At 62.6% G+C, this 23,871-nt stretch carries 19 protein-coding genes and 2 tRNA genes; 8 read left to right on the forward strand and 13 right to left on the reverse strand.

Features of this window, described 5'->3' with window-relative positions; all coding sequences use genetic code 11:
* Positions 1–51 precede the first annotated feature (51 nt).
* Positions 52–1,731 (reverse strand): energy-dependent translational throttle protein EttA, encoded by a 1,680-nt coding sequence (gene ettA, locus Q0L25_RS08625; RefSeq protein ID WP_296613366.1) that lies wholly within the window; start codon positions 1,729–1,731, stop codon positions 52–54.
* Between the two features lie 179 nt (positions 1,732–1,910).
* Between ettA and Q0L25_RS08630 the strand changes: the two genes are divergently transcribed.
* The 4 genes from Q0L25_RS08630 (at position 1,911) to Q0L25_RS08645 (ending at position 4,300) form a co-directional block, all read left to right on the forward strand.
* Positions 1,911–3,323 carry a M20/M25/M40 family metallo-hydrolase gene (locus Q0L25_RS08630; protein WP_296613367.1) on the forward strand — a complete coding sequence of 471 codons (1,413 nt, stop codon included), beginning with the start codon at positions 1,911–1,913 and terminating at the stop codon, positions 3,321–3,323.
* A 151-nt stretch (positions 3,324–3,474) separates the two neighbouring features.
* Positions 3,475–3,735 carry a hypothetical protein gene (locus tag Q0L25_RS08635; RefSeq protein WP_296613369.1) on the forward strand — a complete coding sequence of 87 codons (261 nt, stop codon included), beginning with the start codon at positions 3,475–3,477 and terminating at the stop codon, positions 3,733–3,735.
* Positions 3,736–3,895: 160 nt separating this feature from the next.
* Positions 3,896–3,972: transfer RNA gene (locus Q0L25_RS08640), tRNA-Pro, on the forward strand.
* 251 nt (positions 3,973–4,223) lie between these two features.
* Positions 4,224–4,300 (forward strand) — tRNA-Ile (locus tag Q0L25_RS08645).
* Here the strand turns inward: Q0L25_RS08645 and Q0L25_RS08650 are convergent.
* Both Q0L25_RS08650 and Q0L25_RS08655 read right to left on the reverse strand, forming a co-directional pair.
* A complete protein-coding gene (locus Q0L25_RS08650) occupies positions 4,279–5,295 on the reverse strand; it encodes a WalW protein (RefSeq protein ID WP_296613371.1) in 1,017 nt (338 codons plus the stop codon). The two genes, Q0L25_RS08645 and Q0L25_RS08650, sit on opposite strands and share 22 nt — an antisense overlap.
* A gap of 1 nt (position 5,296) precedes the next feature.
* Positions 5,297–6,982 carry a sensor histidine kinase gene (locus tag Q0L25_RS08655; protein ID WP_367184102.1) on the reverse strand — a complete coding sequence of 562 codons (1,686 nt, stop codon included), beginning with the start codon at positions 6,980–6,982 and terminating at the stop codon, positions 5,297–5,299.
* A 177-nt stretch (positions 6,983–7,159) separates the two neighbouring features.
* Here Q0L25_RS08655 and Q0L25_RS08660 point away from each other — a divergent pair, with 177 nt between their 5' ends.
* Positions 7,160–7,627, forward strand: coding sequence for an Lrp/AsnC family transcriptional regulator (locus Q0L25_RS08660; protein ID WP_066591155.1), 468 nt, complete (start codon positions 7,160–7,162; stop codon positions 7,625–7,627).
* 49 nt (positions 7,628–7,676) lie between these two features.
* Here Q0L25_RS08660 and Q0L25_RS08665 read toward each other — a convergent pair whose 3' ends face one another.
* On the reverse strand, positions 7,677–8,954 hold the full coding sequence (locus Q0L25_RS08665) for a hypothetical protein (protein ID WP_296613373.1): 1,278 nt from the start codon (positions 8,952–8,954) through the stop codon (positions 7,677–7,679).
* Between the two features lie 256 nt (positions 8,955–9,210).
* On the opposite strand from Q0L25_RS08665, the gene gyrA reads away from it, so the two are divergent.
* Positions 9,211–11,982 carry a DNA gyrase subunit A gene (gene gyrA / locus Q0L25_RS08670; RefSeq protein WP_296613374.1) on the forward strand — a complete coding sequence of 924 codons (2,772 nt, stop codon included), beginning with the start codon at positions 9,211–9,213 and terminating at the stop codon, positions 11,980–11,982.
* On the forward strand, positions 11,979–12,329 hold the full coding sequence (locus Q0L25_RS08675; RefSeq protein WP_296613376.1) for a DUF952 domain-containing protein: 351 nt from the start codon (positions 11,979–11,981) through the stop codon (positions 12,327–12,329). The genes gyrA and Q0L25_RS08675 overlap by 4 nt, the downstream gene beginning before the upstream one ends.
* A gap of 7 nt (positions 12,330–12,336) precedes the next feature.
* On the opposite strand, the gene Q0L25_RS08680 is transcribed toward Q0L25_RS08675, so the two are convergent.
* Together Q0L25_RS08680 and Q0L25_RS08685 are read right to left on the reverse strand one after the other, a co-directional pair.
* A complete protein-coding gene (locus Q0L25_RS08680) occupies positions 12,337–12,768 on the reverse strand; it encodes a DUF488 family protein (RefSeq protein ID WP_296613377.1) in 432 nt (143 codons plus the stop codon).
* A complete protein-coding gene (locus Q0L25_RS08685; RefSeq protein WP_296613379.1) occupies positions 12,743–13,426 on the reverse strand; it encodes a lysoplasmalogenase in 684 nt (227 codons plus the stop codon). Before Q0L25_RS08685 ends, Q0L25_RS08680 begins: the two co-directional genes overlap by 26 nt.
* Before the next feature lie 78 nt (positions 13,427–13,504).
* Here Q0L25_RS08685 and trmFO point away from each other — a divergent pair, with 78 nt between their 5' ends.
* Positions 13,505–14,821, forward strand: a complete 1,317-nt coding sequence (gene trmFO / locus Q0L25_RS08690; protein ID WP_296613381.1) for a methylenetetrahydrofolate--tRNA-(uracil(54)-C(5))-methyltransferase (FADH(2)-oxidizing) TrmFO — start codon at positions 13,505–13,507, stop codon at positions 14,819–14,821.
* Positions 14,822–14,838: 17 nt separating this feature from the next.
* Here the strand turns inward: trmFO and Q0L25_RS08695 are convergent, their stop codons facing one another.
* The 7 genes from Q0L25_RS08695 to Q0L25_RS08725 all read right to left on the reverse strand — a co-directional run.
* Entirely contained in the window at positions 14,839–15,333 is a 495-nt protein-coding gene (locus Q0L25_RS08695; RefSeq protein WP_296613383.1) for a histidine kinase, read from the reverse strand.
* Positions 15,334–15,405: 72 nt separating this feature from the next.
* Entirely contained in the window at positions 15,406–16,050 is a 645-nt protein-coding gene (locus tag Q0L25_RS08700; protein ID WP_296613385.1) for a squalene/phytoene synthase family protein, read from the reverse strand.
* A 471-nt stretch (positions 16,051–16,521) separates the two neighbouring features.
* Entirely contained in the window at positions 16,522–18,300 is a 1,779-nt protein-coding gene (locus Q0L25_RS08705; RefSeq protein WP_296613386.1) for a pilus assembly protein TadG-related protein, read from the reverse strand.
* A gap of 98 nt (positions 18,301–18,398) precedes the next feature.
* Positions 18,399–19,073, reverse strand: coding sequence for a TadE/TadG family type IV pilus assembly protein (locus Q0L25_RS08710; RefSeq protein WP_296613387.1), 675 nt, complete (start codon positions 19,071–19,073; stop codon positions 18,399–18,401).
* A complete protein-coding gene (locus tag Q0L25_RS08715; RefSeq protein ID WP_296613389.1) occupies positions 19,067–19,867 on the reverse strand; it encodes a TadE/TadG family type IV pilus assembly protein in 801 nt (266 codons plus the stop codon). The genes Q0L25_RS08710 and Q0L25_RS08715 overlap by 7 nt, the downstream gene beginning before the upstream one ends.
* Positions 19,868–20,267: 400 nt before the next feature.
* Positions 20,268–23,453: a TonB-dependent receptor gene (locus Q0L25_RS08720; RefSeq protein ID WP_296613390.1), complete on the reverse strand. Its 3,186-nt coding sequence runs from the start codon at positions 23,451–23,453 to the stop codon at positions 20,268–20,270.
* Positions 23,454–23,674: 221 nt separating this feature from the next.
* The coding region (locus Q0L25_RS08725) for an adenosylhomocysteinase (protein WP_296613392.1) at positions 23,675–23,871 on the reverse strand (197 nt) is incomplete at its 5' end.

Here is a 23,871-nt window from a genome sequence, read left to right on the forward strand (position 1 = left end):
CGGGCTGAGAAAGGCTCCGCGGTCCCATGACCGCGGAGCCTTTTTCGATCGTCAGCGCGTCAGCTTCTTGTACGCAAGCGCGGTCGGGCGATCCGCGGCGTCGCCCAGGCGGCGGCGCTTGTCCTCCTCATACGATTCGAAATTCCCTTCGAACCATTCGACATGGCTGTTGCCCTCGAACGCCAGGATATGCGTCGCCAGGCGATCGAGGAAGAAGCGGTCGTGGCTGATGACCACGGCGCAGCCGGCGAAATTCTCGATCGCTTCTTCCAGGGCGCCCAGCGTTTCCACGTCGAGATCGTTGGTCGGTTCGTCGAGCAGCAGCACGTTGCCGCCGCGCTTGAGCATCTTGGCGATGTTGACGCGGTTGCGTTCACCGCCCGACAGCTTGCCGACATTCTTCTGCTGGTCGGCGCCCTTGAAGTTGAACGCACCGACATAGGCGCGGGTCGACTGGTCGTGTCCGTTGACCTTCATATAGTCGAGCCCGTCGGAGATCTCCTCCCAGACGTTCTTGCTGTCGTCGAGATGGTCGCGGCTCTGGTCGACATAGCCTAGGCGCACGGTGGTGCCGATCTCGATTGTGCCGGAATCGGGTGTTTCCTGCCCGGTGATCAGCTTGAACAACGTCGACTTGCCCGCGCCGTTGGGTCCGATCACGCCGACGATGCCGCCGGCGGGCAGCGTGAACGAAAGGTTCTCGAACAGCAGCTTGTCGCCATAGCTCTTCGACAGATTCTCGACCTCGATCACCTTGCCGCCCAGTCGCTCGGGCACCTGGATGACGATCTGGGCCTTGCCGGGCGTACGGTTCTGCTGCGCCTCGACCAGCTGCTCGAACTTGGCGATACGCGCCTTGGATTTGGTCTGGCGCGCCTTGGCCCCCTGCCGGATCCATTCGAGCTCGTCCTTGATCGCCTTCTGGCGTCCGGATTCCTCGCGCTCCTCCTGCTCGAGCCGCTTCGACTTCTTTTCGAGGTAGGTCGAGTAATTGCCTTCGTACGGGAAGTATTTACCGCGGTCGATCTCGAGGATCCAGCCGACCACATTGTCGAGGAAATAGCGGTCGTGGGTGATCATCAGCACCGCGCCGGCATATTCCTTGAGATGGTTTTCCAGCCATTCGACGCTTTCGGCATCGAGGTGATTGGTCGGTTCGTCGAGCAGCAGGATCGACGGCTTCTGGATCAGCAGCCGGGTCAGCGCGACGCGGCGTTTCTCGCCGCCCGACAGGTTGGTGACCGGCGAGTCCGACGGCGGGCAGCGCAAGGCTTCCATCGCCAGTTCGAGCTGGCTGTCGAGCGTCCAGCCGTCAACCGCGTCGATCTTGCCCTGGAGATCGCCCATCTCCTCCATCAGCGCGTCGAAATCGGTATCGTCCTTGGGATCGCCCATTTCCGCCGAGATCGCGTTGAAGCGGTCGACCATGTCGGCCACGCCCCGCGCGCCGTCCTTGACGTTCTCGAGCACCGACTTGTTCGGATCGAGTTCGGGCTCCTGCGCCAGATAGCCGACCGTGATATTCTCGCCCGGCCACGCCTCGCCAGAGAAATCCTGGTCGATACCGGCCATGATCTTCATCAGCGTCGACTTGCCGGCGCCGTTGGGGCCGACGATGCCGATCTTGGCGCCGTGATAGAATTGCAGGTTGATGTTGCTCAGCACCGGCTTGGGGGCGCCGGGGAAGGACTTGGTCATGTCCTTCATGACATAAGCGTATTGGGCGGCCATGGCGGCACGTTGCTCCGTGGTTTGAAATTGCCGGAAAAGTAGAGCGGGCAGATAGCGATTGGACCGCCGATTGGAAAGCCCCGGCGGCTTGCTCGGCAGAGCGTATTGGCCCTAAGCAACACGCCCTTCCCACGCGCCGTCCGGCGCTGGGCTCCGTTCGTCGCAGGAGACCTGAACCCATGCGCATAACGCTGATGCTATCCGCCGCCACGCTTGCTCTTGCCATTCCCTCGATCTCCCTCGCGCAACGCAGTGCGATGTCCGAACCCGCAAAGGTCGATCCCGCGGTTGCGAAGGCCCGTGACGCGGCACTCAAGGATCAAGTCGCTTGGGACATCGTCGAGGATCTGACCACCGAAGTCGGTCCACGGCTGGCGGCGACCGAGGCCGAAGCGCGCGCCCGCGCCTGGGCAGTGACCCGGCTGAAGAAGCTCGGTTTCCAGAACGTCCATATCGAGACCTACAAGATGCCCGTGTGGGTGCGCGGCGCGGAGACGGCCGAGATCGTCGGCCCTTACCCGCAGAGACTCGTCGTCACCGCGCTCGGCCGTTCGGGCGCCACCCCGCCTGAGGGCATCACCGCGCCAGTGGTCTATTTCCCGACGCTCGGCGACCTGATCGCCGCGCCCGACGGTAGCCTGAAAGGCAAGATCGCGTTCATCTCCAACCAGATGGAGGCGACGCAGGATGGCAGCGGCTATGGCGCTTATGGCGGCGCACGCTTCATCGGCCCGAACATCGCCGCCAAGAAAGGCGCCGTCGCCACCGTCATCCGCTCGATCGGCAGCGACAAGGGCCGCTGGCCCCATACCGGCGGCACCAATTGGACGCCGGGTGTCACGCCGATTCCGGCCGGCGCGCTGTCGGTCGCCGACGCCGAGCAACTCGAACGCATCTTCGCACGCACGGATAAGGTGACGATGAAGCTGGTTCTCACGCCGCAGACGCTGCCCGACGCCGAATCGGGCAATGTCGTCGCCGAAGTGCCCGGCACCGATCCCAAGGCGGGCATCATCCTGATCGGCGGCCATCTCGACAGCTGGGACCTCGCCACCGGCGCAATCGACGATGGCGCCGGTGTCGCGATCACCACCGCAGCGGCCAAGCGCCTGCTCGACGGACCGCGCCCGCGCCGCACCATTCGGGTCGTCTGGTTCGGCGCCGAGGAACCGGGCGGGTTCGGCGGCGCGGCCTATGCCAAGGCGCATGTCGGCGAGAAGTTCGCGATGGCAAGCGAGTCCGATTTCGGTGCCGACAATGTCTGGCGGTTCAATACCAACCTTCCCGACAGCGCCAAGGCCGTCGGCGACCGGCTGGCGGCGGCGCTGGCACCGCTCGGCATCGTGCGCGGGAAGGACGTCGCTGGTGGCGGAACCGATGTCGGCCCCGTGCTCGCGACCGGCGTTCCCGCGGTGACTCTCGCCCAGTCGGGACTACGATATTTCGACTGGCACCACACGCCGGAGGACACGCTCGACAAGATCGACCCGCAGCAACTTCGCCAGAACGTCGCCGCCTGGACGACGGTATTAGCGATCGTCGCCAATGCGCCCGAAGAATTCGGGCCGGTCACCCCGAATACGAGCGAGTGAATCTCGGCGACCGTGCACGCGGCTGGGCGCGATCCCGAAACGTGCGACAATTTGATCGTTGACCGCCACAATGTCGCCGTTATTCCTCCAGGCTCGCGAAGGGCGGTTCGGCCCGGCTGCGAAACGACGGTAATTTTTTGGGAGCACCCAAATGAAGAAGATCGCCATTGTTCTCGCCGCCGCGAGCCTGGTGTCCCTGGCGGCCTGCAAATCGCAGACCCCGGCTGCGGCGAATGCCGACGCGGTTGCGGACAACCTGGCGGCCGAAGCCGACAATCTGTCGGATCAGGCCAGTGACCTCACCAACAACACCGCGGCTGCTGAAGTCAGCAATGCGTCGGACAGCCTGAACAACGCGGCGGATTCGATCCGTGCCGAAGCGGCGAACACCACCGCGCCGGCCAAGAAGTAAGCTTCGCGCCGTCAGGCTTGGCCCGGCGGTACGATAGAGGGGCGGTTCCTGCGGGAGCCGCCCTTTCTTGCTTATGGTTCGGCGCATCTCGGGCTGTCGGATACGGAAAAAATGAGCGGCTTGCCGCGTGCGGCAATGCCGCCTAGAGGATCGCCCGCGTCGGGGAGTGGCGCAGCCTGGTAGCGCATCTGGTTTGGGACCAGAGGGTCGCAGGTTCGAATCCTGTCTCCCCGACCAATTTTGCGGATCAGCGGGTGTCCGGGGGACACCCGCCCGCAAAATTCCCGAGTGCAAACGAGGGCTCATGCGCTTAGAACCGGATCGCATTGTGCGGAAAGCCGATGCCGGCTTTTCCGCACGATGTTCCTGTCGCTTGCTAAATGCCGACGCGGCAGTAAATCGCGCGTCGTCGGTCCTCGCTGATGCGAGGCCGTTCGGCATTCGGCGTCTCGACACTAGCTCCGCTAGCGTCGTGCGCCTCACGGGTGGGGCCTGTAGCTCAATTGGTTAGAGCTGGCCGCTCATAACGGCTAGGTTGCGGGTTCAAGTCCTGCCGGGCCCACCAACGTTGCCTGCCGCCGCGGCGGAGATCACATCGTCCAGCCCCGCTGCCGTGGCACCGAGCCGATCGAGTTCGGCCAGTACCCGGTCCCACCAGTGCCAGAAGGTGGCCAGCTCCGCGTCATCCTTCACATAGGGCGTGTGCCCGGGAGCGAGCGAGGGCGAGTGGAAAGCAAAACTCAACACTCGAACGCCCTCGCCGATCGCGACGCGAATCGCTTCCAGCGCCTCGCGCACCGGAATGCCCTCCGGCGTCAGCGGAATACGCTGGAGCATCCCGGACCGGGCGAGCACCGCCCTCCCCTTCGGGATACCTCCAGCTGCCCGGTAAAGCGTCATCCCGGCCGATCGCGCAACGCCGGTGAAGACGGTGGTCAGTGGCAATTCGACGATGCCGCCGGTGCGAAAGGCGTGGTTGCCGAGCGCGGAGAAATCCGGCCCGCCTTCCGATCCATAATCGAAACCGGGGCGCATCGAACTGTCGAGGCGATAGCCATGCGCCGCCAACAGATCGAAGCTCGCCGGACCCAGCCCATAACGCCCGGCGCGGTACGCGGTAGGGCGCGTTCCGAAGGCGGTCGTAATCGCTTCGGTCAGTGCCACCAGCTTCGCTTCTTCGAGCGCGCGCGGCAGGTTGCCGACGAAGCTGTTGGCCGGAGCCAGCGCCTCGTCGAACGGCGGGTTGACCCAGGGGTGAAGCTGCGTCCCAACCGACGTACCGCCGGTCAGCAATGGCCCGATCAGATCGATCGCGCGCGGATCGGTGGCGATCGGGTGGTCGGCCATCAACGCAAGCGGCACGCCGGCTGCGGCGAACCGCGCGTGCGCCGCCGGGAGCGCAGCCACGGCTGCGACCGACCGGTTCTCGCGTGCAAGCGGCTGACTCCAGTCGAATTCCTCTTCGGTGTCGACAAACACGACGAAGCGCGTGCCGAACGAATCCGGCCACGCGACGAGGTCGCCGGCCGCCGGCGATTGCGGACGGAACACTTCGGTCACGTCAATTGGAAGAGAGTTGCCCCACCCCGTGATCCAACGCCGCCGGCAGGCGCAATGTCAAGCGCTGCTCACCAATCTTCAGGCTACCGCCGAGTTCGCCGGCCAGGTTGCGCGCCAGCCTTAGCCCAAAGGCAGTGCCCAGCAACGTGCCTTCCTGGTCTTCGCCTTCGAGCGACAACAGGGCGTCACCCGGCCATGCGGCAAAAGCGCTCGGGCGGTCGACGGCGATCCGCGCCTGGCCGTCCTTCGACCATGCCCTGACCGCCACCCGTTCGCCGATGCCGCTCGCGCCGACTGCCAAAGCCATCAACCGGCTGATCAGGCGAGCGACTGCAACTTCGTCCCCGGCAATGGCGAGTCCGGGCGGGCCGCTATCGATATCGACCACCGATTGCCGGAGCAGCATCAAGGGTTCGAGGTCGCGCGCGGCGCGCGCGAGCAGCGGCGCCACTCCGACCACGCCGGGACGCAGGACCAGGGCGTCCTGTTCGATCCGTGCGGCCGTGTCGATATCGTCGATCGCGGCGATCAGATCGTGCGTGTCATGGCGGATCGCGCTAGCGCGCTCGCGATAGACGTCGGGCGCGGGACCAAGCACTTGCGCCTCGATCATCTCGGCGAAACCCGAAATTGCATTGGTCGGTGTGCGCAGTTCGTGGACCAATGCCCGTAACGCCTCGGGCGACGGGGCGTTTCTGGCCATCGGCTCGGCGCGCTGATCGGCCCGCGGACGGCGTGCCACGCCGCGATAGCCGGTGAACCGGCCAATGGCGGGATCGAACGCCGGCGTCGCCGACACCTGCCATTGCCCGGCTGCAGGCGACGCACCGGCAATCACCAGGCGCGCATCGACAAAGGAAGCGCGACGCCGGAACGCGCCGCTGACCACGCCGTCGACCTGCGCCGAGCCGGTACCAAGCAGCACGCCGATAAGCGGCTCGCGTGGCGCGCCGTCTACCCAGCGGATGGTGCCGGTAGCGTCGGTCTCGAAGCAGAAATGGTCGATCGGTTCGTCGCTGTCGATCGCGCGCGGCGGACGGCCGAGTTCGCCATGGTCGCGCTGATAGGCGTCGATTCGGGCGACCAGATCGGCAATCTGGAACGGCCCCCTGGGCGCTGGGGCGGGGCCCGCGTCGTTGGCGGGTGCGATAGCCGGCGATTCGCCGTGCCGCGGGTTATCGCCGGGCGCCGCCCGGTCCGATACGAACGCCTCGACCGCGGAGGTGACCGGCTCCGGCTCACGCCAAGACGCGCCACCAGGTTGCGGCAACGCGAAGTCCGACGACCCGAAACTGTCGAGCGCGCGCACCGTGTCCGCAGGAAGGTCGCGACGATGGCGCAGCAGCGACCTAGACGTCGGTGGCAGATCGGGCAGCATTGCGCGCCATTCGTCGCCAGTCAGCCGAGCCACAGCGATCACAGGCGCCGCAACCGACGGCTCATCCTCCGCGAACAGCCGGACGAGTTCCGCTGGCGGGTTGGCGAAGGCGAGATTGCGCGCGCTAGCCGCGCGGGTCCGCATCGGCACCCGGCGCCTTATCGCCCGCAATCGCTCAATTACCCTGGCATCGGGAGCTGCTCGCCGGCGCCCGATTAGATCGGTCAACTGACGCCATGCCGATTGCGCGCCGAACGACGTTGCCATATCGGCGCCGAGCACGGTGTCGAGGCTATCGTCGAAACGCAAGAACGGGGGCCCTCGGATCGCGCGGAACCGCCGCGCCTTACAAGTTTCTTAACCGGACCTCGGCGCGCTTAAAACGGTTCATTTTGGCGCGTCGCAATGTGGGACGATTGCGCAACCCGGCAATTATATTATGTTGGCGATCGGGCTAACTCGCATAAAATTCTTGGAGAACCGGCGATGGCGTTGGATCGGATCGATCGGCAGATATTGTCTTTGCTACAGGCCGACGGACGGATGACCAATGTCGAACTCGCCGACCGCGTCGGCTTGACCGCGCCGCCATGCCTGCGCCGCGTACGCGCGCTGGAGGAAGCGGGCGCGATCAAGGGCTATCATGCCGAACTCGATCCCGCGACTCTCGGCTATCCGATCACGGTGTTCGCCATGGTCAGCCTGAAGAGCCAGGCCGAGCGCGACCTGACCGCGTTCGAATCGCATATCGCGACGATTCCCGAAGTACGCGAATGCCATATGCTCAATGGCGAGATCGACTTCATCCTGAAGATCGTCGCCGGGGACCTGAAAGCGTTTCAGGATATCCTGACGACCCACCTGACACCCGCCCCCAACGTGGCGAGCGTCAAGACGTCGCTGACCATCCGCACGTCGAAGAATCAGCCGGGCATCCCGGTCGGCGCCGATTGAAAAAGGGGCGGCCGTCGCCAGCCGCCCCTCTCCCATCATATCGTCCGAATCAGCTGGTTGGCGGATTGTCGATCCAGGTCGACCAGAAGCCGGCAATGTCGCTACGCGGCGCGGTAGTTACCGCGGCGAACGCCGCCTTGGCGCCGGCTTTGTCGCCCGAGAGCGCCAGTGCGATGCCCAGGTGCGTATTCACCTCGTCATTATTGACGCCGCCCTTGGCCAGCGCTTGCTTGTAGAGCGCAATCGCCTTGGGATAATCGCCGCGACCCAGGAACGCGTCGCCGGTTTGCGAGGACAGCGCGCCGTTGGGTGAGGCAGCCGCCTTGGTCTCGAGGCCCGCGAACGAACCTTCAGCCGCGACCTGACTGTTCGAGCTGGTGACCAGCGCCTGAATGTTGGAATTGCCGGTGCCGGGAATCTTGCCCGCCGCCTTGCCCTCGGCGATCACCGCCTTGGTTTCGTCGGGCAGGCCGACGTCCATCACCTTCTGCGCATATTCCTCGTAATAATTCTGGTCGGCGAGCGACTTGGTCTGGCGCATCAGCCGGAACACATCGATCATCTGCTTCTTGTCGAGCTTGGCGACCGGGTTCTGGGTCAACGCGTAATAGCCGAGCGCGTCGCGCCAGGTCTTCGACGTCGGATAGGCGACGAGCCAGCGCTTCAGCCAGACCACCGTTTGCGGCTTGAGACCCGCGGCGGCCGATTGCGCGATGCCGTATTTATAGATGTCTTCCGACTGCTTGCCGGTAGCGATCAGCTTTTCGAGGTCGGCCATGCCGCCGGCGGCGTCGCCGGCCTGGACCTTGGCCTTAGCCAGATAAAGCGGCAGATTGGCTTCGGTCGAACCGTGCTGCTGCGCCTGTTGGAACAGCCGGCTCGCCCGCGCCCAATCCTTGTTGTCGTAAGCGATCGTCGCGCGGCTGTATTCGAACTTGGGCAGCATGTCCGCCGGCGTCTTTGGATTGACGATCAGCGCGTCGAGCGGAGCGATCATCGGCGCCGGATCGAAGGCACCGTTGGTGCCGGCCGAGGAATCGGCGATCTTCTGCGAAACCAGGGCATAGCGCAGGAAGGTCGAGATATATTTGTCGTCGTCGGTCTTGGCCGCGGCCTCGGCTTCGGCCACCGCGGCTTCGGCGCCGGCCATATCCTTGGCGAGCAGCGCGGTCTTCGCCTTGTTCGCGGCGACCGCGACGGCCTGGGTATATTGCGGGCCGGCCGGCGCCTCTTCCTTCTTCTTGGCAAAAGCGGGCGGCGCGAAAGCCAGCCCGGTCGCGCCGGCGACCATCGCCGCGGCGAAGGCGGCCGTCGAAATGCTCTTCATCAAACTCTCCTCATGGGCGGGGGAACCCTCCCCGCCGCTCTAATCAGCGAGCGCCAGGGGTTCAAGGCACGTCGCGACCAACTGGCCGAAAGCTGCTGAACGCCGATTGAATGGTGAATGCTGCGGGTCTACCGCCGCTCCGGCACCTCGCTCGAGCGATGATCGCCCTCGCGCGCGTACGCGCGCGCGTGACATCGGTTGCATCACCCGCTAGGGTCGTCATCGAACAGCAACATCACCTGAAAGACCCCAGAACTTGACCGACGAGACCGTCCTCGCCGACCCCTCGGACATTACCCCCATCTCCATCGTCGATGAGATGAAGTCGTCGTATCTCGATTACGCGATGAGCGTGATCGTCGCCCGTGCGCTGCCGGACGTGCGTGACGGGCTGAAGCCGGTGCATCGCCGAATCCTGTTCTCCGCGCAGGAAAGCGGGTTCTTCTACAATCGCCCATACCGCAAATCGGCGCGCATCGTCGGCGATGTGATCGGTAAATATCACCCCCACGGCGACAGTTCGATCTACGAAGCCTTGGCGCGCATGACCCAGGATTGGGCGATGCGGCTGCCGCTGATCGACGGCCAGGGCAATTTCGGATCGATGGATCCCGATCCCGCCGCCGCGATGCGTTATACCGAAGCGCGCCTCGCCAAGTCGGCCAGCTTCCTGATGGAAGACCTCGACAAGGATACGGTCGACTTCGTTCCCAATTACGACGGTTCGGAAAGCGAACCGTCGGTCCTGCCGGCACGCTTTCCCAATCTGCTGGTCAACGGCGCCGGCGGCATCGCGGTCGGCATGGCGACCAATATCCCGCCGCACAATCTGGGCGAAGTGATCGATGCATGCTTCGCGTACATGGACAATGGCGCGATCACGACCGAGGAGCTGATGGAAATCGTCCCCGGTCCGGATTTCCCGACCGGCGCCGTGATCCTCGGCCGATCGGGCGCAAGATCCGCGTATGAAACCGGTCGCGGCTCGATCATCGTCCGCTCGCGCTACGAAATCGAAGAGGGACGCGGTGATCGCCGCTCGATCGTGCTCACCGAAATTCCCTATCAACAGGGCAAGAACGCGCTCGTCGAAAAGATTGCCGAAGCCGCCAAGGACAAACGGATCGAAGGCGTCAGCGATATCCGCGACGAATCGAACCGCGAGGGCGTCCGGATCGTCATCGACCTGAAGCGCGACGCGACGGCCGAAGTCGTGCTCAACCAATTGTGGCGCCACACCCCGGCGCAGGGCTCGTTTCCGGCCAACATGCTGGCGATCCGCGGCGGCCGTCCCGACCTGCTCAACCTGCGCGATTTCATCCAGGCGTTCATCCAGTTCCGCGAACAGGTCATCACGCGCCGCTCGAAGTTCGAGCTCGCCAAGGCGCGCGACCGCGCCCACCTGTTGCTCGGTCTGGTGATCGCGGTCACCAATCTCGACGAAGTCGTCCGCATCATCCGCGGGTCGTCGAGCCCGACCGAGGCGCGCCATTCGTTGCTGATGCGCGAATGGCCGATCGCAGAGATCGCGCCCTATATCCGTTTGGTCGAGGCGACCGACGTGGAGGTCACCGGCGATACCTATCGCCTGTCCGACCTTCAGGTGCGCGCGATCCTCGATTTGCGCCTCCACCGCCTGACGGCGCTCGGCCGCGACGAGATCGGCAGCGAGCTCGAGGAACTTGCCTCCTCCATCGCCGAATTGCTCGAAATCCTCGCCAACCGCGCGCGCCTCTATGAAGTGATGCGCGAGGAGCTGGCCGCGGTGCGCGCCGAGTTCGCCACGCCGCGCCGCACCGAGATCGCGGCGGCGGCCGACGGCATCGAGGACGAGGACCTGATCGAGCGCGAGGACATGGTCGTGACCGTGACCATGCAGGGCTATATCAAGCGCACGCCGCTCGACACGTTCCGTTCCCAGGCGCGCGGCGGCAAGGGCCGCGCCGGCATGGCGACCAAGGAGGAGGACGCGGTCACCGAATTGTTCGTCACCTCGACGCACACGCCGGTGTTGTTCTTCTCGACGCTTGGCCGCGTCTACCGGATGAAAGTGTGGCGCCTGCCCGAAGGCGGCGCCAATACCCGCGGCCGGCCGATGATCAACCTGCTACCGCTGGCCGAAGGCGAGACTATCTCGACAGTACTCCCGCTGCCCGAGGACGAGAATGAGTGGGGCAAGCTCCACGTCATGTTCGCGACCGCCAAGGGCTCGGCGCGCCGCAACTCGATGGATGCGTTCACCAACGTGCCGTCGAATGGCAAGATCGCGATGAAGTTCGAAGGCGAGGATGAGGACGATCGGCTGATCGGCGTCGCCTTGCTCGACGAGAGCGACGACGTGCTGCTCGCCACGCGCCAGGGCAAGGCGATCCGCTTCGCCGGCGACGAAGTGCGCGAGTTCCAGAGCCGCAATTCGACCGGGGTGCGCGGCATGCGCCTGGCCGATGGCGACGAGGTGATTTCGCTGTCGATCCTGCACAAGGTCGGCGTCAGGGACCAGGAAGAGCGCGAGGACTATCTGCGCCACGCGCCGTGGAAGGGCGAAGATACCGAAGGCACGCGCAAGCCGCGCGAGATGGACGACGCCCGCTACGAAGAGCTGATGGCCAAGGAGCAGTTCATCCTGACCGTCTGCGCCAACGGCTATGGCAAATTGTCCTCGGCCTATGAATATCGTCGCACCGGCCGCGGCGGCCAGGGCATTACCAATATCGACAATATCGCCCGCAACGGCCCCGTCGTCGCCAGTTTCCCGGCGACCAAGGGGCATCAGTTGATGCTCGTCACCGACCAGGCCAAGTTGATCCGCATGTCGCTCGGCGATCTGCGTGTGATCGGCCGCGGTTCGGCGGGCGTTCGATTGTTCAACGTGGCCGAGAACGAGCATGTCGTATCGGCCGCGCGGATCGAGGAAACCGAAGGCGATGCCGAGGCCGACCTGACGACGGGAGAAGAGCGCGAGGTCGCGCCCGATCCCGGCGCCGATACTGCCGATGGCAGCGCCGCGGGTCCGGCCGACGGCGAATGAGCGAGCGTCCGTCCATCGCCTATAAGGTGCTGACCGCCGATCAGATGCGCGCCCTGGAAGCCGACGCTTTCAAGGGTGCGCCGATCGACCTGGCCGATGGCTATATCCACCTCTCGACCCGCGACCAGCTGACCGAAACGGTTGACAGGCATTTCGCCGGGCAATCGGACCTGTGGGTCGCTGCGATCGACCTCGCTGCGCTTGGTGAAACCGTAAAATGGGAGGAATCGCGCGGTGGCGCGCTGTTCCCGCACATCTACGGCTCCATGCCGCTCGAGGTCGTGATCGCCTATGGCGCGCTGGAACGAAACGATGACGGAACGGTGAAGCTGCCTGTCGCCGGTTGACGGCAGCTCAAGCAATCAGATCGACGACCTCGAACCCTTCGCCTTCTTCGCGAAGCAGCATCGTACGATGGCAATGTTTGGGATTGCGCTCGAAGCACAGCAGCGCCGAGGGTTTTTCCGCGGCGAGGTGGCGTAATTGCGCCGCCTGCGCCTGCGCCTCGGGCAAATGCAGCTGCCCTTCATAGACGCGTTCCATCGTCCGCCAGTCGCCCTTCTTCGCCGCGTCCCGTCCGGCTTTGGGCGTGCCCAGCGCCTTGAGGTGGATATAGTCGATCCCGCTGTCCTTCAGCGTTGCGGCCAAAATGTTCTTCGAAAATCCCGGACGACGCGAGAGCGGTAAGGCGCGGACGTCGATCACTTGCTCGACGCCCGCCTCGCGCAAAGTGGAAAGGAAGGCGTCCATCGTCGTGCCTTCATAACCGATGGTGAAGATCTTCATCGTCCTTCCAACGCAGCAAAGTCGTGACCGCTCCCCAGGCGATCAGCGCCTGACCCGCAAAATAGAGCGGCCAGATCAGCATCACCGGGATCAACGAACCCGCCAGTGGTCCCATCTTGGCAAAGATCAGCAGGTCCGACGCGACGAACAGGACCGCGCCGAGCCCCACTCGATAGCGCGGAAAACGGCTGATCCAGGCACTCGCGGCCATCGCGCCGAGCCCGGTGGCATAGAGGGCGATGCCGGGCGCGGCGGCGCGATCAGCCGGGAGCAGGAACGCGATCAGCGGCACACCGACGAACAGCAGCACGGACAGGATTATCTGGCTCGGCGAGGGTTTGCTTCGGCGATGGAGCAGATAGAGAATGATCGCGGTGAGGTGCCCCGCGAGGAACGCCAGCGCGCCGCCGGACTGGCTGCGTTCGAGGAGCACATCGCCAAGCGTGCCAAGGGCCAGGACGACAGTGATCAGCCAGCCATCCCGTCCGCGGGCATTAAGGGCCGCCCAGATCGTCAGCAAGCCGACCCCTGCCCCTTTCCACGCGATCCAGGGCGGTCGCGGAATGGTGTGCTGCCCGACGAACCAGAAGCTGACGCCAGCCAGTATCGCCAGGATCAGCACCCATGTCGCGCGAGGTCTCGATGGAATCGCCGTCATGGCGATGTGATGGCCCCATGGCTCGATATCGGCAACATGCTTTGTCATCCGGGGCCGGCGCGGTTATCGCCCAGTGCCATGACTCATGACATTCACATCATCGGCGGCGGTCTCGCCGGATCCGAGGCCGCGTGGCAGCTGGCGGAAGCCGGCGTTCGCGTGAAGCTCTCCGAAATGCGCGGCAGCGGCGACATGACGCCGGCGCATCATACCGACAGTCTGGCCGAACTGGTCTGCTCCAACAGCTTCCGATCGGACGATGCGGAGAACAATGCGGTCGGCCTGCTCCATGCCGAAATGCGCGCGCTCGGTTCGATCATCATGAGCGAGGGCGATCGTCACAAGGTGCCGGCAGGATCGGCGCTGGCGGTCGATCGCGACGGTTTCTCGGCTGGCGTCACGGCGCGGCTGACAGCGCATCCCAACATCACGATCGTCCGCGAACGAGTCGATACGCTTCCCGACGATGGCCTCGCGATCATCGCGACCGGCCCCCTCACCGCCCCTGGGCTCGCGACCAGCATCGGCGCGGCGACGGGCAGCGACGCGCTCGCCTTTTTCGACGCGATCGCGCCGATCGTCTATCGCGACAGCATCGACATGGAAACCGCCTGGTTCCAGTCGCGCTGGAACAAGGGCGACGGCAAGGATTACATCAACTGCCCGCTCGACAAGGACCAGTACCACGCCTTCGTCCAGGCGCTGATCGATGGCGAGAAGACCGAATTCCGCGAATGGGAAAAGGACACGCCCTATTTCGAGGGCTGTATGCCGATCGAGGTGATGGCGGAGCGCGGACCGGAGACGCTCCGCTTCGGACCGATGAAAGGCGTCGGTCTCGATGATCCTCGCACGGGGCGCTGGCCGTATGCCGTGGTCCAGCTGCGCCAGGACAATGCCACGGGCACCCTGTGGAACATCGTCGGGTTCCAGACCAAGCTGAAACACGCCGAGCAAGTGCGGCTGTTCCGCACGATCCCGGGCCTCGAAAACGCGGAATTCGCGCGGCTGGGCGGGCTGCACCGCAACACCTTCATCCGCTCGCCCGAATTGCTCGACCCGACGTTGCGGCTGAAGGCGCGGCCCAATATCCGTTTCGCCGGCCAGATTACCGGGTGCGAAGGTTATGTCGAAAGCGCGGCTGTAGGTTTGCTCGCGGGCCGTTTCGCGGCGGCGGAACTGCGCGGTGACACTCTGCAGCCACCGCCCGTCGAAACGGCGCTCGGCGCGCTGCTCAACCACATCACGGGCGCGGCCGAGGCCGAAACCTATCAGCCGATGAACGTCAATTTCGGCCTGTTCCCACCCATCGCCGGCCGCACGAAGAAGGCGGATCGCAAGAAGATGTACACCGATCGCGCCCGCACCGCGCTTGCCGGCTGGTTAGCCGCTTAAGCGCGGCTGGCGGCCGCTTAGGAATCCTCCTCGTTTTTGTCGTCGGCGGGCGCTGAAGCAGGTGCCGCAGGGCGGCAATTGGGCCGCGGCTTGGATTTGCGCTTTACCGCCGTGGTGGCGAATTCGGCCGCATTCATCGCACCGGACTTGTCCTTGTCGGCCAGCGCGAACTTGGTTTCCGCTTTCACTGCCCATTCGTCGAACGACAGGGTGCCATTGTTGTCGACGTCCAGCTTGGCGAACGCCTTGTGCCGCGCCATCAGATATTCGTCTCGCGTGATCGAGCCGTTGCGATCCTTGTCATAGCGATCGAACCGTTTCTGCTCGCGCGTGGCCGGCAACGCCTCGGGCACGGCAGGACTGGTCGTCTGTCCGTCCGGCGCGGCGGTTTCGGCCGCGGCCGCCGGCATGGCGGCAAGCGTCGTCGCGGGCGGCGATCGCATCGCCTGCAATGTCATTCCCGCCACCACCAGCAAAATGCCGGCCGCCGCCCCCGCAAGATATCGCCACATCGCTCGGTCCTCCTTTGATCCAACGCTAGCGCGCAGGAAAGGCGGAGAAAACCGAATCCCTCCATCCTGGTGCTATCTGCCGGTCAGTCGGAACCACGCGAGTCGAAGGACGAAGGTCGGAGAGATCTGTCCGCTCAGTTGTCGGTCGGCAACCAGCGCCAGCGCGCCCAGTGCCCGCCCATTCCTGCTCCATCGCGACCGGCGGACGGAAGCGAGCATGGTCGCGGCACGTTCCCGCGCGCGGCTCGCCAGTGCCGGGTCGCTGAGATTGGCGGCGAGATCCGCCAGCGCCCATCCCTCACCCGCCTCTCCAACCGGATCATCTGTCGCCGTGCCGAGCGCGCGTGCCGCCATGGTGAACAATGCGCGGCCGCGCAGGCGCGCATGATCGTCGATCGCGCCGGTTTCGATATCGTCCAGCAACGGCTCCCACGCATCCACCATGCCGCTAAGCGCCTGTGCCTCGATTCCCAGCGGAAGGACTGCGGCGGCCAGAGACTGCAATACGGGTTCGCCGGGCGCTCCGGACATGTCGAGTTCCTGTAGCGCCTCGCGCCACCAGGCGAGCCGCATCTGTCCGACCAACGGCTCGCGCGTCGTGCGCAAGACATTCCCCAGCACAGTGTCGAGCGCGAAGAGCGCGTCAAGCGCGGCGCGAGACCTGTCCGGGGCGTAGCTCAACGCGAGATCGAGCCAGAGATCGGTAACTATCGCCACCGCAGCATGCGGACTGGAGGACTCGGAAATCGGCACGGCGCGTCTTTACGTCGTCACGGCTCGTCTGCAACAAGGTATGCGATGCGGGCGTTCTCGCCGGCGGCAAATTCATGGGTGCAGCGATCCGACGCTGAGCGCGAAGGCCACCCGACCAGGACCCAAAGTTTCTGCCGACAAGGTCACGGACGAATGGCCGACGACCAGAGGGTCGAGTTTTGCGCCGACCAAGGCGAGCGGCGCCGAAGTTGGCAACACCGCCATGACGCGTAGCATACTCACACGGTACGCGACGATGTGGCGGACTTCGTCCCCGATAATATCGGCCCCATGGCGAGTTCGCCGAACGGCGCGGCTAGTTGGGGTACCTGGACGCCTATACCCGCCTTAGTTCGATATCGGCCGACGCGGCCGCAAGATCGGCGCCGCCGCGTCGGGTAGCCATCCAGTCGACATTTTCAAGTCTGCGCCTTTTTACTGAACCAATCGAGCGGTTTGGAGGGCAGTTGAAAAGAGCTGTTGGAGAGCGGTGGTAATATTATCATTGGCCGTCACGGTCTGAACCAGCGGCGAACCGTTGATACCCGTTGAAGCACAGCTTTGCAGCCCCGCGAGAACCTGATCCGAGCTTCCCGCATTGCCGGCGGGATAAGGCGACGGAGGGGCCGGCAGGAATGGCGCTACGTTCGACTGCGACCAGGAGTCGCCGGCGAGCGATTCCGGCAGATATTGTGTGTAGAGGATGGCAATCTTGATCCCTTTGGCCTTGATCGCGGTGCATTGGGTGAGATCGCTACTCCGCATCGGCCCGAAATAGCGTCCGCCGCCGTTCGGTTGATCCAGCATGCCGTCTGAAATGATGAACAATATTTTTTGCGGCGTCGCTCCAGGCGCGCCGGTTCCCGCAGTGGGAATGGTGTTCTTCATCACGGTCAGCATGTTGGTCATTTCAGTGGACTGATCGTTGTTGTTCGTGCCGTTCGAGGGCTGTGAATTCTGCCACCAGTAATCGTCAGCCGGGAACAACGAGGCAGCCGAGAAGCCGCTACCATAGGATGCTACGTCAGTGAGGGAATTGAGCGTTTTGACAGGCGACGAGCTACCGGATCGCGTCCAGTCGAACGAGAACATTTGTGCCTGGTAGGTCACATGATATTGGGTGGCCTGGTTCGCGGCGAACGGGATCAGCTGGGAAGCCGCTGAAACGACATCGTCCTTGCGCAAGGTGATACTCGACGGACTACCGTATATCACTCCGTAATTATGAGTGAGCCAATAACCGTCAGCCCAGTATCCGTAATCATAGACGGAACTAGTCGAGGTTGGAGTACCGGTGGACGTCGTGGTCGTAGAACTACCACCACTCACCGGCGTCGTCACCGTGGTCGTCGTGGGGGTAGACGTCACCTTCTTGTTCACGGTTGAGGGGCCGGAAGTGCTATTGGTAACCGTATAAGTCGTAACCGACACTGTCGTCACCGTCGTATCGACATACTTCTTATTGCTTCCGGATCCGGTCGTCGTCCTTGTAGGCCCCGACACCGACGTTGAAGTGGATGTCATCAGGTTGCCGGAACTGTCGTACACCAAGTTCGCCGATTGGTCCCAACGGTAGAATACGCCGTTGTTCGCCGATCCCGCAGTATAATATCCTGTCGAGAGAAGGATGTGCCGCTTCAGCGTATCTTTGATGTAGATGTTGTCATTCTTTGGAAGTTGCGCGTGACAGGCAAACGCGCAGCCATTGGCGTTTTCCGTGGTCTTCGTGGCCGCAATGATTTTGCTCACTCCATCAGAAGTCGCGGGCAAAAGCATCGAAGGCGAATTGTCCATCGCCAGATAAAAATCGACATTGGGCGGCTGTGCAGCGCTTGCCGTGGACGTTCCCTTGATCGTCAGAGTTGGCGCCCCGAGGATGCCGCCGAAGACGTTTATAGACTGAGCCGTATAGGTGACGGTAGCTTTGCGAAGATAGCCCAGGGCACCGCTACTCCCCGACGTTCCGTCCAGGATCGTGGCCGTCACCTGCAGATCCTGGTAGCCGTTCAGCAAGCTTGCCTGCGCCTTGAACATCGCGTTTGCCGCAGAGTTCGACGCGGAGTTGGGCTGAAGAATCATGGAGGGCGCGACGGCCGCCAAAGCGGCAGCATCGGCAGCGGCGTCCAACTGCGTCTGGAGGCTCATGGCGCGAGCATAGTCGATACCGAAACCGACCGCGAAGGTCAGTGGAATGAGCGCGAATCCCATGATCATCAGAACGCCTCCCTTCTTGTCGGCTTTCAGCCGACGAAGGAATCTGAGCCATGCGGTCGAAGCCGTCGCCGATGGAAGTTTCCGCATCATATGTGCACCTAGTAAAGGCGAGGAACCATGTAGATGGTCTTCGTCAGCGCCGTGTTTTGCAGAGGGATGAAGCTGATCACCGGGGTGAAGTTGTAGGTAATCTTGCCCCTGTACAGCCAGCCACCGGCCGTGCCGACCTGGGTCTTGTTGCTGTTGCCCGGGGCAAGGTTTCCACACACGTTCGAGCCGTCTGGGGAGGTCGGTATCATGGTCGAAGTGATCATGTCCGTCGGGATCGAAACGACCGTGTTGGCCGATTGAGCCTCGCTGGTCGGCAATGTGCCTTCGACCTGGTCAGGTGTCGCGTTAGCGACCACGCTCCCGTCAGCGTTCTGCGTCTGGGCCTGGGCCCAGACGACATAAGCATGTGACGCATCGCACACCCTGAGAAGCGAAATCTGCTCAGTCGCGGCATCGAGCTTGTAGGGCGACAGCACGACTGCACTAGCGCTAAGGTAGGACTTGGCATTCGCGCTGTTCGGGTCGTTGTAGAGGACGGTGGGAGACATTGTTCGGCTGACGAGATCGACCAGAGAACGAGTCGCGACCGCCACTTTGCGGTTGCAGGCGATCATGTCCGACAGGCAGCATCCGCCCATGTACAGGAGCAGAAGCACAGGCAAGGTGAAGGCGAACTCGACTATCGCCACCCCGCTAGCATCTTGTGCGAGGCGCTTCAGCATGACGTCTGCGACGTGTTGCAGGTGTAGTTCTCGGTCGTGAACACCGAGGTCGCCACAAGTTGGCGGTTGCTGTTCGGCTGGTTCGTCAGGTTGAGTCCGAGGGGCCCCTTTCCTGTCGGCCACAGGTAAATCAGTTGAAGGACGACAATACGGTTCTGTCCGGCGCCGCTCGACTGATAATTGTAGCCAGTTCCAGTCGAAATCAGGACGCCATTGCTGTCGTACGTGAAGGTCGGCGCAGCGGCGTTGGACACGTTGTAGGTGCTGGCGGTCGCGACGTTGACTGTGAGGCGCGAACACGAAAGCATCGACGGGAGCATGGGGCGCACGGTGATCGCCTCGCCATTCACTCCCGTACCGGAAAAACCGTTGCAGATGGCATTCTTGAAGTCGCTGGCCGTCATGCCGACGTGGCCGTTGGCGAGTGACGTCGTTTGAGCCGCGCCGGTCAGCATCAAACGACCCGCGCTTTGGGCTGCGGTCTCGAGCATCTGCTGCGCCAAATAGATCATCATCGTATACAAGATCGCGAGCAGCAGTGCCAAAAAGGCGGGGCCCACTATCGCGAACTCCAGGGCGGACACACCTTTGCGGTCACGCAACAGGTTCGCACTGAACCTATAGACCCCTTTCAGCGCGCCATTGATCCCGCCCAACATTACCACGCATGCTCCCTCGCGGTTATTCTCCACCGGGAAGGTTGAAAATCTGTGAACGACGAGCAATGTCGAGCGGCGGTGCGTGCCATTCACCTTCGCGAGTGTCGGATCGGCTGATGGACGCCATCGCCGCATGAAGGCGCCATAGGATCGCTGCAGAACATGCGTTGCGGTTCGATGAGGCAGAGTGGCGTTTGGACCATCATTTACCAAGAACGCTCCCAATCCGCGTGGGGCCCTGGTCGCCCAGGCCATGCACGTTTCGCAAGAAATACCGCCCACGGCGAATGGGCGCGGCGGATGGGGTGTGATGTTATTTCAGATCAATTATTTAACCGGGCCCCTGTCCGGTACAAGGCTGACCAGCCGGGCGTACATCCATTACGTCGCTACGTTCATCGTCGGCGACCGCCGGAGCTCCAGCCAGATCTACAGCCCGTCGCCGACCGCGAACCCGGTGACCTACGATAAATATACCGCAAAAAAGGGCCGACGACTGCTCGCCGGCCCTGAACAAGGTCTATTATCTGCGGGCTTAGAAATGCACCGCGGCTCCGACGCGCATGTAGGTTCCTAGGATACCCTGAAAATAGGTCGTCGTGCCGCCCGATGCCGGATATGGATAGGGTGGCTTCACATCGAACACGTTATCGACATCCGCATTGATCGAGAAGTGCTTCCCGACATCATAGCGCAGCGAAAGATTCACGTATGTGAAAGCCTTCACCTCCGGGATTGAATAGAAATTCAACGCCGTGTCCGGATCGATCCGCGCCTTGCCGATATAATTGATCTGCACTTGTCCGAAGAAACCACCGTTGTCGTAACGGACCGTCGCGACACCCTTGTGCCGCGAATAGCCGACCGAATTGGCAGTATGAACCGGCGCCGAGCCCGCCGTTACGATGGTCTGGAGCGTGTCCAGATACTGGTAGTTGATATCGAACGCGAGATGGCTGCCCTTGCCGATGAAATCGGTCGAGGTGCGATACGACACTTCGGCAAGGATACCCTTGTAGCTTAGTTCGGACGAGTTGAAATAGCTCGTGCCGACCCTGCTCAACTGCCCGTAATTCGGGTTGGTAGCCGACGTTCCGGTAAAGTCGCGCGTAACAAGCGAGCAGAACTGGTTGTTCGGGAAATTGGTGGCATCGTAGCAGCCCGAGACCACTTGAGAATTGGAGAACTGACTGATCGCATTCTTCAGTTTGATGTTCACCCAATCGACCGTCGCGCTGAATCCCGGGAGAAAGCGCGGGGTTATGACCGTGCCCACCGTAAAATTGTTTGACTTCTCGTTCTGCAGTGACGCGTTGCCGACGACGAAGTTCGGGAACGACCGGGCGTTCGACTGCGACGTCAAGTTGGTCGGCACGCCCGCCGCGAGGCAGTTTGCAGCGCGCGTCGCCGGATCGGGTCCTGAATTGCGCAGGTTCTTGTCGCACACGTCGGTCGCGAACCCGTAAGAGCTCGAGCTGGGGTTGAACGCCTCGGTGATCGACGGCGCACGCACCGCACGGGTAAAGGCGGCACGGAACGTCACATCCTTAATCGGTGCGTAGCGGCCCTGGAAAGTGTAGGTCGGGTCGTTACCAGCTTGCGAATTCCAGATGTAGCGGCCGGCAGTCTGGATCGACAACTCACTGACGAACGGCACATTGTTGCTCGGTGAAATCAGGTCGGCGTTAAGTTCGCCGAAAATCTCATTGGTGTGATACTTGCCGTAAACGGGCAAGATCGGCACCGATCGACCATAATATAGGTCGACAGGATCGCCGTCTCCATCGAAGTCGATGCCGGGATACTGATCGGTGCTTGCACCACGGTAGAAGACGCCGGGATCGAATCGCGAATTCTCGGCGCGATGTTCAAATCCTAGTGCAAACGAGAAATCGCCGCCCGGGAGCTTAAACAGAGGGCCCGCGATTGAAATCACCCCGTCATATTGGTTGTTGACGTTCTTTGGCGTGGCGATCGAAGTGATATAGGCTTTGGCCGCGTCCGACACCTGGCCGCCGAACAGGTTCAGCGGAGCACAGGTCGAGCTCAGCGTAGCAACCGGCGAGTTCGGCAGACCAGCCAAACAAGGAATGCCGTTGGGATTATCCAGGCCGATCGCGCCCGCTGCGTTGAGGAAGTTGCGCTCATTCAACTCGGGGTTCTTGCTGGTGACGCGCGAACGTCCATAGTTAAAATAGGCCTCGAACCGCCAATCGCCTGCCGGCACGACATTCACTTTCCCGTCGAAACCGCCCACGAAGCGCATGATCTCCGACTTGCCGGTGGACACGCCCGACGACAGATCCACGTTCGCCCGAGCTAGGTAGAAATAATCTTGTCCAGGATTAGTAAAAAGGCTGTTGTTGATCGAATCAATAATCGTCGCCCGCGCGGCCGGCGACAAAAATGGATTGTTAACTGACAGAATCACATTGCCGTCGCGCAGACCGCCTCCGCCAAACAGCGCGGAATTATAGCCCGGCTGGTTAGCAAGATTACGACCCTGGCTGACGCTATACCAACCCTCCGCGAAGAAGCGCACGTTGTTAGTCAGATCGTACGACAATTCAACGTTGGTGCTGTAGCGCTTAACGTCTGTCAGAAGGTTTTCGACGTCGCGCAGACTGAAGCCGTTACCGCCCGAGAAGAATATGTTGGTCGCGTCCGCCGCGTCGCCGACCACGGTACCGAACTCAATCGGAATGAGATTTCCCTGTTGGTCAAACTTGAGCTGTTGCCCGCCGCCGTTAACGACACCGACGTTTAGCGTCGGATCGCCGATATAGGCAGCCGACTGATTGCCCGGCGCGGTATTGATGAAGTCATAAACTAACGGGATGCCGTATTGTGAGATCGACGGAATCCGCTCGTCTTTCCAGATCACTTGCGGGCCCGATCCGGACGCCGGAACGTCGAAACGATCATCGGAGGATGTGACCTTACGATCCTTGAAGAATAGCCCCTTCGACTCATCATATTCCGCAGCGATCGTGATGTTGCCGCGACCGCCGGCAAAATTCTTGCCGGCAAGCAAGCGGACCCGATAGTCTGGGGCGTCGCCGCGTGCCGAAATACCCGACTGCGCGTCTAGGTCGAGGCCTTCATAATTTTTCTTGAGAATGATGTTGATCGTGCCGGCGATCGCGTCCGAGCCGTAGATGGGCGCGCCGATCGCCGCGACCGTCTCAACTCGATCAATCAACTTCGTGGGGATGACGTTGAGGTCAACCTGATTGCCGCCGGAACCTGTCGGACCGAAAATAGATGCCGTATTGCCGCCAACGAAGCGGCGACCGTTGACGAGTGTGAGGGTGCGTTGCGAACCCAGGCCGAGGAAGTCGACGAAGCTCTGGCCGGCGCCGAAACCAGATTGGTTGAAGCCAACAGGCGACGCGCCTGGCACACCGAACGAGGGTAATTCGTTGAGGGCTTGCGCAACTGTCTGATAGCCGCGCGCGTCTAGATCTTCTGACGTGATTGTCTGCAGTGGCGATGCCGTTTCAGTGCCGCGACGTCGCGCGATGCGCGACCCGGTAACAACAATTTCGTCATCAGCAGCGTTGCTGTTGTCCGCTTGTGGCGCCGAAGGTGTCAGCGAGGTGGGCGTCGAAGTATCTTCAGGCGCTGTCTGGGCGATCGCGCCGGTCGCGGCGAGCGCCGCACCAATTGCCGAAGTCGAGAGCACGAGGCGCATCATGGAGCGCGTCCGCGAAAGGTTCATAAGAGGCCCCTTTTATTACCCGATGGACCGTCCCCCACAGTCCGTTATGTTTCGCCCCCTCCGGCGATGAGTAGATAAAGGCATCGGCGAAGTTCATTGGCAATAGCGAGCCGGAGCTTTCTGCGGTCCTGTGTCTTTCGTGCAACGTCATGCAAACATAAAAAAAGACCGCCCCGGAACTAATCCGGAGCGGCCTTTTCAACCAACTCGAACTCGACCGCTCAATACCGATAATGGTCGGGCTTGAACGGGCCTTCGACGGGCACGCCGATATAGTCGGCCTGCTTCTGGGAGAGCTTGGTCAGCTTCACGCCAAGTTTCTCGAGGTGGAGCTCGGCGACCTTCTCGTCGAGATGCTTCGGAAGCACGTAGACGTCGTTCTTGTACTGGTCGGCCTTGGTGAACAGCTCGATCTGCG

This window comes from Sphingomonas sp., from assembly GCF_024508665.1.
GTDB lineage: Bacteria > Pseudomonadota > Alphaproteobacteria > Sphingomonadales > Sphingomonadaceae > Sphingomonas.

Excerpts from the sequence above, each read along its gene's own strand:
- ettA (WP_296613366.1), bottom strand. The coding sequence starts at position 1,731 with ATGGCCGCCCAATACGCTTATGTCATGAAGGACATGACCAAGTCCTTC.
- Q0L25_RS08630 (WP_296613367.1), top strand. The coding sequence starts at position 1,911 with ATGCGCATAACGCTGATGCTATCCGCCGCCACGCTTGCTCTTGCCATT.
- Q0L25_RS08635 (WP_296613369.1), top strand. The coding sequence starts at position 3,475 with ATGAAGAAGATCGCCATTGTTCTCGCCGCCGCGAGCCTGGTGTCCCTG.
- Q0L25_RS08660 (WP_066591155.1), top strand. The coding sequence starts at position 7,160 with ATGGCGTTGGATCGGATCGATCGGCAGATATTGTCTTTGCTACAGGCC.
- Q0L25_RS08665 (WP_296613373.1), bottom strand. The coding sequence starts at position 8,954 with ATGAAGAGCATTTCGACGGCCGCCTTCGCCGCGGCGATGGTCGCCGGC.
- Q0L25_RS08675 (WP_296613376.1), top strand. The coding sequence starts at position 11,979 with ATGAGCGAGCGTCCGTCCATCGCCTATAAGGTGCTGACCGCCGATCAG.
- Q0L25_RS08680 (WP_296613377.1), bottom strand. The coding sequence starts at position 12,768 with ATGAAGATCTTCACCATCGGTTATGAAGGCACGACGATGGACGCCTTC.
- Q0L25_RS08685 (WP_296613379.1), bottom strand. The coding sequence starts at position 13,426 with ATGACGGCGATTCCATCGAGACCTCGCGCGACATGGGTGCTGATCCTG.
- trmFO (WP_296613381.1), top strand. The coding sequence starts at position 13,505 with ATGACTCATGACATTCACATCATCGGCGGCGGTCTCGCCGGATCCGAG.
- Q0L25_RS08695 (WP_296613383.1), bottom strand. The coding sequence starts at position 15,333 with ATGTGGCGATATCTTGCGGGGGCGGCGGCCGGCATTTTGCTGGTGGTG.
- Q0L25_RS08705 (WP_296613386.1), bottom strand. The coding sequence starts at position 18,300 with ATGATCATGGGATTCGCGCTCATTCCACTGACCTTCGCGGTCGGTTTC.
- Q0L25_RS08710 (WP_296613387.1), bottom strand. The coding sequence starts at position 19,073 with ATGCTGAAGCGCCTCGCACAAGATGCTAGCGGGGTGGCGATAGTCGAG.
- Q0L25_RS08715 (WP_296613389.1), bottom strand. The coding sequence starts at position 19,867 with ATGCGGCGATGGCGTCCATCAGCCGATCCGACACTCGCGAAGGTGAAT.
- Q0L25_RS08720 (WP_296613390.1), bottom strand. The coding sequence starts at position 23,453 with ATGAACCTTTCGCGGACGCGCTCCATGATGCGCCTCGTGCTCTCGACT.